Origin of the sequence: Vibrio sp. (assembly GCF_047973365.1) — a bacterium.
Classification (GTDB): domain Bacteria; phylum Pseudomonadota; class Gammaproteobacteria; order Enterobacterales; family Vibrionaceae; genus Vibrio.
In genome coordinates, this window is sequence record NZ_JBKEBW010000128.1 from 15,711 (window position 1) to 29,787 (window position 14,077).

12 protein-coding genes and 1 pseudogene are annotated in these 14,077 nt (G+C 43.3%); 5 read left to right on the forward strand and 8 right to left on the reverse strand.

Annotated features, from left to right (window positions below; all coding sequences use genetic code 11):
* Positions 1-5 precede the first annotated feature (5 nt).
* The 8 genes from ACK5MF_RS15855 to ACK5MF_RS15890 form a co-directional block, all read right to left on the reverse strand.
* Entirely contained in the window at positions 6-863 is an 858-nt protein-coding gene (locus ACK5MF_RS15855; protein WP_416923542.1) for an HNH endonuclease, read from the reverse strand.
* Positions 860-2,383 carry an AAA family ATPase gene (locus ACK5MF_RS15860; RefSeq protein WP_208892150.1) on the reverse strand — a complete coding sequence of 508 codons (1,524 nt, stop codon included), beginning with the start codon at positions 2,381-2,383 and terminating at the stop codon, positions 860-862. Before ACK5MF_RS15860 ends, ACK5MF_RS15855 begins: the two co-directional genes overlap by 4 nt.
* Positions 2,383-5,445, reverse strand: a complete 3,063-nt coding sequence (locus tag ACK5MF_RS15865) for a type I restriction endonuclease subunit R (protein WP_258587137.1) — start codon at positions 5,443-5,445, stop codon at positions 2,383-2,385. The genes ACK5MF_RS15860 and ACK5MF_RS15865 overlap by 1 nt, the downstream gene beginning before the upstream one ends.
* A complete protein-coding gene (locus ACK5MF_RS15870; protein ID WP_416923543.1) occupies positions 5,446-6,639 on the reverse strand; it encodes a restriction endonuclease subunit S in 1,194 nt (397 codons plus the stop codon).
* Complete coding sequence (locus tag ACK5MF_RS15875) at positions 6,640-8,130, reverse strand: type I restriction-modification system subunit M (protein WP_416923544.1); 1,491 nt, start codon at positions 8,128-8,130, stop codon at positions 6,640-6,642.
* Positions 8,127-9,626: a type I restriction-modification system subunit M gene (locus ACK5MF_RS15880; protein ID WP_416923545.1), complete on the reverse strand. Its 1,500-nt coding sequence runs from the start codon at positions 9,624-9,626 to the stop codon at positions 8,127-8,129. The genes ACK5MF_RS15875 and ACK5MF_RS15880 overlap by 4 nt, the downstream gene beginning before the upstream one ends.
* On the reverse strand, positions 9,626-9,799 hold the full coding sequence (gene mads1 / locus ACK5MF_RS15885) for a methylation-associated defense system helix-turn-helix domain-containing protein MAD1 (RefSeq protein WP_102416605.1): 174 nt from the start codon (positions 9,797-9,799) through the stop codon (positions 9,626-9,628). The genes ACK5MF_RS15880 and mads1 overlap by 1 nt, the downstream gene beginning before the upstream one ends.
* Before the next feature lie 153 nt (positions 9,800-9,952).
* Positions 9,953-11,566, reverse strand: coding sequence for a TIGR04141 family sporadically distributed protein (locus ACK5MF_RS15890; protein ID WP_416923546.1), 1,614 nt, complete (start codon positions 11,564-11,566; stop codon positions 9,953-9,955).
* Between the two features lie 311 nt (positions 11,567-11,877).
* On the opposite strand from ACK5MF_RS15890, the gene radC reads away from it, so the two are divergent.
* The 5 genes and pseudogenes from radC to ACK5MF_RS15915 all read left to right on the forward strand — a co-directional run.
* Positions 11,878-12,351: a RadC family protein gene (radC, locus tag ACK5MF_RS15895; protein WP_416923547.1), complete on the forward strand. Its 474-nt coding sequence runs from the start codon at positions 11,878-11,880 to the stop codon at positions 12,349-12,351.
* Positions 12,348-12,785, forward strand: coding sequence for a DUF2787 domain-containing protein (locus ACK5MF_RS15900; RefSeq protein ID WP_416923548.1), 438 nt, complete (start codon positions 12,348-12,350; stop codon positions 12,783-12,785). The genes radC and ACK5MF_RS15900 overlap by 4 nt, the downstream gene beginning before the upstream one ends.
* Positions 12,786-12,836: 51 nt before the next feature.
* Complete coding sequence (locus ACK5MF_RS15905; protein WP_416923549.1) at positions 12,837-13,280, forward strand: DUF2787 domain-containing protein; 444 nt, start codon at positions 12,837-12,839, stop codon at positions 13,278-13,280.
* A 3-nt stretch (positions 13,281-13,283) separates the two neighbouring features.
* Positions 13,284-13,460 (forward strand): hypothetical protein, encoded by a 177-nt coding sequence (locus ACK5MF_RS15910; protein ID WP_416923550.1) that lies wholly within the window; start codon positions 13,284-13,286, stop codon positions 13,458-13,460.
* Between the two features lie 138 nt (positions 13,461-13,598).
* A pseudogene (locus ACK5MF_RS15915) lies at positions 13,599-14,030 on the forward strand (transcriptional regulator); the annotation flags it as partial.
* Positions 14,031-14,077 lie beyond the last annotated feature (47 nt).

A 14,077-nucleotide genomic window follows, 5' to 3' on the forward strand; every position in this document is an offset into this window, starting at 1 on the left:
TCAAACTATAGGTGCCCTTCTGTACAGAACCAATCACTATTCGCAAGAGCTTGACATGAAACAACTTGCCAATGATTAATGAATAGAGGTGAGTCTATATAAGATGAGAGAAATGCTTTAAATTCCTCTGCTGTACTATCGTTCATAATTGTACTTCGTATTGTCACTATAAAAGTAACAAGATTGGCAGCTTGAATACTGTACCGTTTGGATAAATCAAAGTCTATAAAGTGCTGTTCAGCTCTAAGCTTATCATTCTCTTCCCATTCTTCAGGGGGAGATACATAAAAATCCAGCGCACACGGCGACCCTGGCAATACTTGTGCGAAAACCCACTGCTCCTGAAAAAAACACTCTTTGTCTAAATAAGGGTGGATTATCTGTTCATGATAAGCAGTCGCATAGTGCTCTCCCTTACCGTCCATATTACAGTCCCGGCAAGAAGGGATAAGATTGAATGGTAAAATAGAAAACTGAGGAAAATGAGCTTTAGGTAGATAATGGTCTAGATTCTTAGGCCGTCCGATTCCGCCACAAAAAGGACAACTCTCATCGGCAGAGAGCATTAGAGCGTCATAGATCTCCCTTCCAGGCTTTTTGGTATTTCTAAAATAATACTCATATAGATTTACAAATTCCCTCTTTGAAACACCAGAATTAACAACTGACTCTTCATCGCCTTCAATAGGATCAATGGTAAAAAGTTCCCCACCCTCAGCTTTAACGCAGTAGTCTGCCGCAGATTCTCGTATTTCGTCACTCCCCTGATAAATTCTGTCTTTCAGATCCTTCTTTGACATCCCGTCAGTACATAGTTGAATAGCATCATTTATGGTGTGTTCCGGTGGTGAGAGTTTAATCATTTAATATCGGCCTTCTCTTTATGTAGGAGAAGCGCCTTCAAGATAGCTCTTGCCTCAAAACCAAGCTGATTATTGTACTGATTTAGAATCTCTTCATAAGTAAAACCGTCATCAACAGATTTGGATAAAAGCTTGTGGAAACCAGATTTCGTTACCTCTAAGCCAAAAACTTCTCTTGTCAAAATTCCTACATTTTCTCCAAAAGTTTCGATCTCAGGGCGAAGCACTTTTGTAACATCTCCAGATTTCAACACCTTCCACACACACGATTTCGGTACTTCTTGCAATACTACAGGAGAGTGAGTTGCGATGATCGCTACTCCGTTTCTATCATGAAGTAGTTCGCTCAAAGCTCGAATAAATGCAGATAGCAGCGGCGGATGTAAGTGGCTTTCAGGCTCGTCTATTAGAACTAACGTCTTTTCTTCGACAGATGCAACTAAACGCGTCAGTGTTTGCAAAACTACAGCATGACCAGAACTCATTGATGTCATTGCTTCCCAAATACCCCTTTTGGCTATCGAAGTAGGTTCTAACTCAAATCGACGGATATTCATTTCAGCAAAATTCTCATCTGACTCCAGAGTTTTTATTGCTTTGAAAAGCCGAACCTTTTTTTCTTTCTCCCCCAGACATAAAGCAAATGACCGATTGAAATCAACGTCCATCTCAGTCCGGGTTTTAAGCCTGTTCTCACCTTGTTTCTGACTTTTTAAGCCAACATAGTAATACCGAATTCCTTTGCTTGGGTCTTGCTGTTCTTCTGGAGGAGTAAATGTATCAAACGCGCTAAACGATACTGACACTATGCAAGAGAAATAATCTTTCTCGAAAGCTTCTCCAGTGTTTGGATCAATGAAAAAGCCTAGTTTATTATTGATTCCTAGCCCACCTTGAACCATTCCATTCAACAATGTCGTTTTTCCGACACCATTTCTTCCAATGACAGCATGTATATTGGTACTAGGCACGGAACTGGCGTTAACCTCAAAACCCAGATTAATTGCGGAGAAAAGCCCATCAGTTGAGCGGTTAAAACTGAAACTGTAATCAGTGAGAAGCACCCCACCCTTAAGAACTCGTGAAAACTGCCCTTTAATGCTAGACAAACTTACACTCGCCAAAAAGTCAGTTCTAAAAACAGTTTCTTTCTGCGCAATTGCTAAATGATCTGATGAATACACAATATCATTGAGGCTTCTCAATAAGCTAAAACGAAGCGAACTAGGCAATTGCGCTAGCTTAGAGTAATAGTCAACGTCTATGCCTAATGAAAAATAATCGTTGCCTAATCGTTCAAAAATGGGAGGGAGACTCTCTGAGAGCTTCTCTTCGGAGATTTGATTGACAACACCGATTTTTACAAGGCCAAGCTCTCTATACAACCCTTTGTCATCGTGAAGACTTACATTAAACAATGTACTAAAAGAAGACATTTCATTTTTGATCGGTGTTAGATAAACCGAGCTAACACCACTATGTGGAACAGCCTCTTGTCCAAATAAGATATGATAATTCATCAATAATGCTCTTCAATATAACCATACGCCTTAGCGAACAGCTCTTTGTCTTTTCCTAAACCAAATTGGGCAAGTGTCAGTAGCAGTGCCTTTTGAATCTCTCTTGGACCACTATTAGAGCTCTGCCAGCCTTTAAAGCGTTTGGCTTTTACAATCTTATCTATCTGCTCTACAACATCGCCGATTAGCTTAGGCGTGCTTTCAGGGCGAGTTTCTAAGAACAGTTTTGTTAGTGCTTGTTTGTTATCTTCTTGGGTTACTGGCGAGTCACCCGCTTCACGCTCGGCTTGCACAGTATCTTTGGCCGTATCAAGCAGCCCTTTTAACCAGTCGATTGCTTTGATTACGCCTGCTTCATAATCTTGACGTAATTTTTCTAAGCGCTCACCGAGAGCGATAAACTTCGGATTACCGCTGCCGCGCAGACGGCCCATTAGATCAATTTCTAATTGGCTTGCGCGCTTCTCTTGTTCTTTCTCAGTCAAGGTGAAGATAGCGTGTTCATCCATAACCAACTCATCAATGTCATCACGAATACGATTGATGTCAGTATGTTCGTGAATCATCTTGATGGTTTCTGGACCTAGCGCAGCCCACACGAGAGAGCCTGTCTGCCCTACCGGGCGGACTGATTCATAGATTTGAACCAACCACTTATAATCAGCTCGATAAGGAGTAAGAAAAGTGTCTGGATTAATCGCAGACCACAGCTTAGACAGCACACCAAAAGACGCCGCAAATTCATCACGCTTTTCGTTAGTCGGTAGGCAAGCTTGCGCTGCCATAATACCTTCAAAACCATCGATGGTTCTGTCGACGTTAGGGAAGAAGCTTAAGCACTTATCTAACTGAGCTGGCAGTAGCTCTTTAAAGGCCTCAATGCCTTCCACCACGCCGTCGATCTCTTCAGGATCGTAAGCAAGTGCGGTACGCAGGTTTTCAAATACGCCAAGGTAATCAATGATGAGGCCCATTTGCTTACTGACGTTGTCTGTCTCGTACAAACGGTTAGTACGGCACATTGCCTGCAACAATGTATGGTCACGTAATGGCTTATCTAGGTACATGCAGTAACAGATAGGTGCATCAAATCCTGTTAATAGTTTTGCGGTCACAATCAGCAATTGAAGTGGTTGTTTTGGATCTTTGTAATCCTCAATCAAACTCTTCTGCTTTTGGTCGTTGCCATCAATTTCTTGCCAACGTTCAAAGTCCGACTCGATGATAGGAAGCTCAAGCTCTTGCTTCCATTTACGCCAATCCTTGTTAACCTTGCCTTTCTTACTTGCATCTTCATCTTTGACCGGTGCCTGGTCGACGTTCATGACCACTTCAACCGCATCAAAGCCAAGCTTCTTACCGAGTAAGTAATACATCTGCACACAGGCATCTCGGTCATAGACCACTACCATGCCTTTCATCTGCTTTGGCTTTACATGGCTTACAAAGTGATTGGCAATATCTTCACTTACCGCCGCCATGCGTTTTGGCGCCTTCAACATAATCGCTAAGCGGCCAGCACGCTTAGATAATGCCATTTTCTCATCATCGTCTAGGTCGTTATCTTTGACCATTTGTTCAAAAGCTTCATCAATTGCGGCACGATCCACACGAAGCTCAGCCAAACGAGGCTCAAACTTCACTGCATTGGTCGCTTTATCTCGTATGGACTGCTTATAGCTGTAGCGGTTCATATAACGCCCTTCATCCTCTTCAGCACCAAAGAGTTTGAAAGTATTGCGGTCGATACCAGAAATCGGCGTACCTGTTAAGCCATAGAAATGAGCATGAGGCAGCGCCCAGCGCATTTTGTCGCCAAGAGAACCCTCTTGAGTGCGGTGCGCTTCATCCACCAGCACAATAATGTTATCACGACTGTTTAGACCGTTTTCATTGCTCTCATCGATTTCGACGTCTTTAAACTTGAAGACGGTGGTGATCAAAATGCCGCGACTATCTTGTTCTATATGCTCACCAAGCTTTTTACAGCTTTGTACTTTGATGAGGTTTTTAACATCCGCTCCACCAAAGGTTTCATTGATTTGGCTATCGAGATCTCGACGGTCTACCACAATCAAGACGGTTGGATTTTTCAATTTGTTATCAGCACGAAGCATGCGAGCCGCATAGAGCATAAGCAAGGACTTACCTGAACCTTGGAAGTGCCAGATAAGCCCTTTTTTCGGATAACCTTTTTTTACACGCTCAACTATTTGCTTTGCGGCTTCAAATTGCGGATAACGAGGCAGAATTTTAATGCGTTTAGGTGGCGTGTCTTTACCTGTCTTCACGGTTGAGAACAACGCGAATGACTCTAGCATTTGCAGCAAGGTTTCTGGGTTCAATAAGCCTTCACAGCTATCAAGTACCGTAGCTAAGCTAGCTGGAATCTCATCTCGCTGGTCGGTTTTATGCCAAGGTCCCCAATCTTTGGCTCGGGCATTAATCGCACCATACGCAAAGGTGCGACCTTCAGAAGCAAAGCACAGAAGGTTTGGTACAAAGAAAGGTTCAACATTTTTCCAATAGTGCTTTTGGCCGCCCATAAAATCGGCTGCGCCATCTTGCCAGGTGACACTTGGACGAGTGGCAGATTTTACTTCCCCGACCACCAGTGGGATACCATTCACATACAGAACGATATCGAAAAACACCTCTGTCGCGGCAATGAAGTGAACCTGCTGGGCTACAACAAAATGATTATTTTTAGGGGTATCAAAGTCAATCAGCTTGATGGTGATATGGTCGCCGTTCTCACCAAACGGTAGGCTTTTTTCTGCCATCAACCATTCATGAAAATTTTCGTTGGCTTTCACCAATCCTGTGTGCTTGGCTTCCAACATCAAGCCGCGAAGCTTGTAGATCACCTCATCAGCATAATCGGGATTGTTACCAATATCAGGGTTTAACGAACAAAGCGCCTCTTTAAGCCAGGTATCAACGAAGATATCGTGTGTTTGCTTAGGCAAGCTCTCACCATGGCAGTAATTCCACTTAACTCCGCTTAAGCCTTTTAAGCGCTCAATGATTCCATTTTCTGTGACGGTTTGTTCGTTAAACATTTACATAATCCCAAATATTTTTTGCATGTAGGACTTCTTTGCCAAATTTATTTTTGCCAATTTTGTAAGCGCGACTGAATGCAGATCCTCTACATTTGACAACGTTTCTTCTAGCTTCCCAACCTCGCTTTTCGGAGGCATAGGTAACATTATGTTTTCGAACACCTGCGCTGGAATCCTTTGCCTCCCAGTGGTTCCTTCCATGTTATTAATAGCAAACTGTCGGACGCGATTGGTTCGGCAAAGATGGTATAGATATTCGGATGAAATATTCTTAGGAGACAACACTATAAATTCTGTTGATCCTTGCCCCACAGCTTTGTCTTCCAAAAAGTCAACAATGGCCATTTTCCCATTCTCTGCACAGGGGGTAATTCGTGCAAACAATACATCACCATTTTTAAATCGCGCACCACTTCCGCCTGACTCCTTAACGATCAAACTTCCTTCTATTTTCATTGAGTCTGTGGCTAATGCAGCCATATCACAAAAAGTCACCGATTGCTGATTCTTAAATTTATATGTGGGGTTTATTTCGGATAAATAGGAGAAAGGTTTAATACTCCAGCCCTCAGGAATACTTCCCCAGTGTGTCGAAACCAATTTTCGACCTTTTCCACCTTTGTAAAGTGTTTCTGCTCTTGTTGACGATCGAAGAGTGCTCGAGCTACTAATTAGCTGCTGGCATTTAGTCAGAACAACCTCAAATGCTTGGAGTGCCTTTAGTATTTTCTCTTGATGCTTTATGTCCGGGAACAGAAACATCTGATTTTCTATTGTTTTCCACTTTATGGTCGGTGAAAGCGATCCCTCGGAAATTGCCACAGCTCGATTCATGAATACATCAGACTGCATGAAAAATGGCAAAAAATCAGGAATGACACTTTGAGGATTAGCCTCTAGCACCATTGCGTGAGCAGAACAAATACAATCCCAATCAGCGACTGCTATTTTACGCTGATACGCACGACGTTTTCCGAAAATAATTTGTCCTTTTTTAACCAATAGCTTTTGTCCCGCAACATCACTAGGCACGCCATGACGCTTTATCTTTAAGCTATCAGGATCTAGGTGCTCTAAGCCGACATACACTTCTAAGTCAGTTTCAGTTGGGGCAACTCGCTTGGAAATATGTTTGGCGATATCACCAAACTTAACCATTTGCCAACCTTCTGGTAATTGTTGCTCAGTCATTTATTGCTCCACCTTGGTTTCAACTGTATATCCAAGTGCAGCAAGGCTTTGGAACAACTTATTGGTTTGCTTTTTCAATTGCACGCGGCTGACTTTCCATTCTTCGAGAGCATGTTCGATATCATCCACTTCACCATTGTTTTGTGCCTGCACATATAGAGGGATCGACAGGTTGTAGAGGTTCTCTTTGATGGTTTCGATATCCACCAAAGCCGTGATGTCGCTTTGCTTTTCTGGTGTAAAGTAAGCCTCACATAGCACATCTAAATCATCATCAGATAAGCGGCTATGGGCGCGCTCGCGGGTTACACGCTCTACACCATTGATAAACAGAATCTTATTTTTGCGCTCGACAGGCTTATTACAGTTAAGCACCACTACGCACGATTCCATCGGTGAGTTGTAGAACAGATTTGGACCAAGCCCTATTACTGCTTCAATGATGTCTGATTCTATAACCTGTTTACGGATCGCTTGTTCTGAGTCACGGAACAGAACACCGTGGGGCCAAAGCATAGCCGCACGGCCAGTCTCTGGTTTCAAACTCTTGATGATATGGGTATAGAAACCGTAATCAGCACAACCTTGCGGTGGTACACCGTACATATTGCGTCCATACGGGTCAGCTGCAAACTTTTCACGGTTCCATTTTTTGATGGAGTACGGCGGGTTAGCGAAAATAACATCAAACTGCTTAAGCTGGTCGTTCTCGATAAACTTAGGGTCGCCTAGGGTATCACCACGCATAACATCAAACTCTTCAATGTCGTGCAGGAACATGTTCATACGAGCAATTGCGGACGTTAACAGGTTTACTTCTTGGCCATACAAGTGAACACCGCGCCACTCTTCGCCTTGAGAACGCAGATCCATCACCGCATTAAGCAGCATTCCACCTGTACCACAAGTTGGATCATACGCACTCTCACCAGGCTTAAGCTTCATGATACGGGTCATCAAATGCACTACAGTACGATTGGTATAGAACTCCGCAGCCGTATGGCCTGAGTCATCCGCAAATTTTTTGATCAAGTACTCGTAAGCCTCACCCAAGTCATCTTGAGCAACAGACTTAATGCCTAGTGGGATTTTACTAAAGTGCTGAATAAGATCTGACAACAAGTGATCTGGCAAACGCTCTTTGTTGGTCCACTGCGCATCACCAAATACACCGTGCAAAGGCTCGTTCTTTGCTTCAATCAAACGCAGTGCATTTTGAATCGCTTCACCAATGTCTTTACTGGTATTGCGAACTTTCTCCCAGCTAGCTTCTTCAGGAATATCGAAACGGTGATACATCGACATCGCGGCATATTCAGCATCACCTTCGTGCAGCTCGAGTGCTTCGTTATACTCTTCTAGATATACATCCGATAGACGCTTAAAGAACAGCAGTGGGAATACGTACTGCTTGTAATCAGACGCATCAATTTGGCCACGCAGGAACTCTGCAGCGCCCCACAGTAGGTCTTCTAATTTGTTTTTATTCATAGCTCAAAGCCCTCTTTGATTAACAAGGCTTCTAACTCTTGTTCAGCGGCCTCTAAGGCTGCTAATTTTTGCTGGAAATCTTTCAACGCTTCTTCTACGGTAATGGTTTCTTCTGCTAGCGGCTTTTGTACATAACGAGCGATGTTCAAGTTGAAATCGTTCTCTTCTATCTCGCTATGTGGCACCCAACGTGCAACACCCTCAATGTCGTCTGCTTTTGGCCCTTTGGTGCGCATTTTCTGATAGATGTCATAGATCTCATCAGCTTGAGGCTCTGATAAGGTGTTTTGCGCTCGGCCTTTAGTGAAGATTTCTTCCGCATTCACAATCAGAACATGGTCTTTATGCTCTTCTGGTCTTGCTTTACGCAATACGAGAATACAAGCAGGGATGCCTGTACCGTAGAACAAGTTTGAAGCCACGCCGATTACCGCCACGATACGGTTCTCTTTTAATAGCTTGGTTCTGATTTTACCTTCTGCACCACCACGGAAAAGCACACCATGTGGAAGCACTACCGCCATGCGCCCTTCATCATTCAATGAAGCAAACATGTGCTGTACCCAGGCGAAATCACCGTTGGTTTTTGGCGCTAAACCAAAGCTTGCACGACCGTACGGATCACTTATCCAATAGTCATAACCCCACTCTTTTAAGCTGAACGGTGGGTTAGCGATTACACAATCAAAAGTTTCTAACTGATCATTTTTAAGGAATTTAGGATCACGAAGCGTATCACCACGAACAATCTCAAAATCTTCTTGTCCGTGTAGGAACAAGTTCATCCGAGCAATGGCTTCGGTAGTCAGGTTCTTCTCTTGGCCTTTGATTTTAAGAAGACGTGGGTCGCCGCCACTTTCTTTAACATGGTGGATGGTTTCAAGCAGCATACCGCCTGTACCACAAGCCGGGTCATAAACACTTTCATTAGCTTGTGGGTCTAGAATATTAACCATAAGACGAACAATGGTACGTGGCGTATAGAACTCACCTGCTTTCTTGTTTGCTTTATCAGCAAAGCGCTTGATGAGGTATTCGTAAGCACGACCCATATCATCATTACGCACACTCGATACGCCAAGGTTAACCTTGTTGAAATGGTTGAGTAGTGTCGATAACAGTTCGTCTGATAGACGTTCTTTGTTGGTCCAGCTCGCATCACCAAAAATGCCATGCAGCTGTGGGTTTTCTAGCTCAATGCCACGGAATGAATCTTTTAGAGCTTGACCGATGTCTTTGGTTTCTGCAAACACATCTTTCCAATGACAGTTAGCTGGAATTTGAATGCGGTGAAACATATCGCCTTTCGCAAGCTCTTCATCACCCACCTGATCCATCGCCTCTTCGAACTCTTCATCGTAAACATCACAGATACGCTTAAAGAATAGGATTGGGAAGATGTAGGTTTTGTAGTCTGAAGCGTCGATTGGTCCCGTTATGATGTGGGCCGCATGCCAAAGGTGCGCTTCTAAGTCTTTGAGATTTATTAATGTCATTACTTGCTCTTATTCTCTTCTATCCACGCCTCAAGGTCTTCACGTTTGAAGCGCCAAGAACCGCCGACTTTGAAACCAGGAAGCTTTCCTTCGCTTGCTAATCTATATGCTGTTTTTTCGGCCAACTTTAGGTAAGCGGCCACCTCTTTCAAAGTTAAAATTTGGTCTACCATTCAGAGTGTTATCTCATGTTGGTTTTATTCATCAGAATTGATGGTGAGAGAATATGAGAAAATTGGGGAATCGACAATGATGAACATCGCATCTATCACTCATTCGAGCGATTGATATACAATTAAGTGAATTTGACTTTAGAAGATTGCTATTTATAGCTTAGGCTTGCACTTCTTCTTCATTAGTAGCAAAGGATCTACATCTATCTTTGCCAGTGAGATCTGGTAATCAAGAGCGACTAGTGTTTTGAGCGCATTTTTCAACGTTACTTTGGAAAAAAATGGAAGTTCATCAGGAATGTTTTTTGTTGTCGCAATAGCATAGACCACATGATAGTTGCTAGGATCAGGTCTATCTTTTGGCGCTTGAAGCTTGATTGATGCTGGTAACTTAGGATTCAACCTTTCGCGATACCATTCGTCTTTGATAAACGCCTCTGCCGCAACAAAACCTTGAGAAAAAAGATGACTCAATGTGCTAGAGCTTCGATACAACTTCACATGAATAAACTCGTTACCATTTCGAATAAGATCACAATGTTCTAATTTGTCGTAAATACCTCCAATCTTGATATTTTTCTTGTCCATAAGACAGAAACTAGAATCATTGGCAGCCACATACTGGTTGTAATCCTCCTCCCTATCATGATTATAAATAGGGAACTGGTAAGGATGAACATTCAAACTCGCAAGGTAATCATCTACCCTAGTAACGAAATCTTGATTAACCTTGTACCAAATGCCGTTTCGCAAAATGTACTGGTCTGAACCATAGCTAATTTCTGCGTATAAGCAACGATAAACAGGCCAACTCTTCACCGACTTATATTCACTATTGTTAACGTGAACAACATGATGTTTCATTGCTTCTACGCTTGGTACAGCGCCTTCCAAGTAAACAAGATAATCGTTTAAAGAAAGCACTACATGGCGAGCCGCTCTTGGGGACATATGGAAGGAGTAACCAATTTGAGACTCCCAATCAACCACTTCAGGTTCACCTAGCCAAAACCCATCGTATTGGCCCAACTCAAAGTAACTATCGAGTTCCATATCGAGAACTTCTACCTCATCAAGATCTCGAACTCTGTTTATGTCTTCAACCCAACTAAACTTAGCCGGTAGTTTTACTCTATAACGCTGCACAGACTCCAACAGTATTTTAGGAAGATTAGCTAAATCGGTTTCGACTGCAATGGTCAAGGCATCACGACCAGTTACATGACTACCAAATAGCTCAACTTGAGAGGTTCCGGTAATGGCATACAGCATCTCACTTTCTGAATCGAGGTGAAGGTTAAATATATCCACATCTCTAGTACTCTGGGTTCTAGAGTTTAAAGGGTTGTGGTCGTAACTTGCTTTATCCAGGCTTCTGAGCTTGTCTGGATCGACTGAGTTCAAGGTCACCTTCAGCCCAAAATCCCGTTCAATAGCCTCTTGTTTAATTAGGTGAAATCCCATACCAAATGACAATACGAAAGTTGAACCGGCCACTATCACCACGAGTACAGCTCCGACGTTTGAAGATGTACCAAATTCTTCAGATTCAACTTGATTGCTATCAGTAAAGATTTTTGTCCAAGGTGGCACGGTTTTGGGAGGCTGGATTTTAATGTAAAGCTCTGCCAACTCTGTATCTGGCAAATCTAGCTGAATTGGCTTTTTCACATTATCTAATCTAATGAGCTCTGATATCGGTTTATGGCTATCTCGTGCGAGATAAATTGAAAGTTTTTCCTTACGAATTTTTGTGATTCGAGCCATATCTCTCAAGCCTTATCATTAATTAGTTTTAGAACATAAAAACAATAGAGTTCAAAGGCAGTATGAAATCAAGCTCACAAATCACAGTATTGAAACTTAAACATTGGATTTTCTCTCACCCATCGACTCAGTAAAGGATTTATCTTTTCCTCAACATGTGTAAACAACCAATTTGGTCTCATGGTATTAGGTTATAACGTTAAAAATAATATGCAAAATTGAGCTTATACTCATCCTGAGCTCAATCCAAAAATCTTCAGGCATATGTCATCAATGTGAATACCCATCATTGATTCCGACAGGAGCCTGAAATGAATCCCAAAACTTCCGATTACCAAAAGCAGCAACGCTATCAGGAAAATGAAATCCTAGAGCATGCCGCTGAGATACTGGCTACGCGCTACGTGCGTGGTGATGCCCTAACTAACCCTGATGCCACTAAAGAGTATGTGCGCTGTAAGCTAGGCAGACATGAGCGTGAAGTGTTTGCCTTACTGTTGCTGGATAACCAAAACCGACTGATTGAGTTTAAAGAGCTGTTTCAAGGAACGGTGGATGCGGCCAGCGTCTACCCGCGAGAAGTGGTGAAAGCGGTGCTGGAAGTCAATGCCGCAGCAGTGATATTTGCGCACAACCATCCATCTGGAGACTCAACACCGTCTCAAGCCGATAGACGCATAACCGAAAGACTCAAAGACGCTTTAGCGCTGGTGGATGTCCGCGTTCTTGACCACATCGTGACAGCCGATACTTGCACCTCATTTGCTGAAAGGGGGTGGCTATGATTGAGCAACATTATGGAGAACTGTGCATTGATGATGCTTTACATACGTCACTAGAAGCACTTCTGAATAGATACAACATCTCGGACAATGCCGAACGACTCGTATTGAACTGCCGCCAAATGAGTTACTACCGACAACGACAAGGTTTGCATCCCATTGAAGTACAGCTTAAACGTGAGTCAGCCTCAAGCCCTTGGCTGGTGGTGTTCTTTGCCAGCTTCTCTTATCCCAATGACAACAGCACAACCGTTGAGCCTGAGTTGTACTTTCACCTGGCTAATCGCTGGTGCTATCAACCCGATGTGGGGAGCACTGATTTATCCCACCCAGAGGTACAAGAGCTACTCTCGGTCTGGATGAAAGCCTTTGCCCGTCACCTTTCCAGAAACGTCTTTGATGATGTGCAACTGACAATGGTCGGTACGTTCCACTAAATTCTCACTCTCTCATTTCTTATTTGAATCCTGAAACAAGGAGGACTCACTATGTCCAAATTAACCTTCACAGCATCATCACTACCTGTGTCAAAGAAACTGCATAAGCTGCTAAGTGAACAGTTCACCGCTCATTTGCTGAGTAATGAAACACTGACCACCAGCCGTTATCTGGTGTTTAACTTTCGCGATAAAAGTTACAGCGCGGATGAAGGCGGCTTCCATCCAGTTGAGATGGCAATTTGCCAAACCTCGACAGGAGAATGGAGTATTGAGTACATCACTGACTTTGCTTATATGGGCAACTACTACCCAGAGCTAGAGCGCAACTTGGATTTTGATTTTCGGGTTGGACAGTTCTTTGTGGCCTATCGTGGCTGGCTACCAATACAAGGTAGCCGTGATGCCAAAGAGCTGTATCGGCTATGGGAGAATAACTTTCTTGCCTATGTCGATATGGACTCCTACAACGAGATAGCCGTCACCCCGCAATAACTCATGACTTCCCTTCTTCTACAAACCATCAAACTTGTCACCGCCCTCATTACGCTGTTTTCACTTTCCCCGTTCTTCGGTGCTATTGGAGCCCTATCCAGTTTAGGGCTTCTGGTGGTGCTGTTGATTGGGTTATTGGCAGCCATTGCCGAGCTCAGTGACAAGCATAAACCCCGTTAATGTTAATTAATTCACACTTTTATGAAACAAATTGATTGCAGTTTAACCGTTGGTCAGGCGGTGTCTGACCCACCGCTATTCTCCCGACATTAAATGTCCAACTCCGTTGTGGAGCTTTGATGTATTGAGAGCGTAGTCATGAGCAATAAAACCAGCATTGAAGGGTTATCAGCTTTGCTGCACACGCTGATGCTTATTCATCAACATCTATGGATCACAGTTAGGGAGTTGCAGCAGCAGTTAGCCCTACTAGAGATCCACCGCACCACGAGCAGCATTAAACGCTACCTCGATGACATCATTGTGGAGGTGTTTAACGTGGAATGTGATTCGATGAGCATGCCTCATGTTTATCGGAAATCCTCAGAGCAATTACTGAAGCTCAACATGCAGGAAATGCTCTATTGGCAACTGACCAACAAGTATTTACTGCCGCTGGTTCCTGATGCACTGAATCATGTGCGAGGTCGCTCATCGGAGAGAGATAAACCCTTACAACACAATGGTTCAGCACATTAAAAAGAGCAAGCATGGTTAGCCAAATTACATGTAGCATTTCCCACTATTCTCTAGTGGAATGACGATCAAAGGCAAGTGTTGAATGCAGTACATACAGC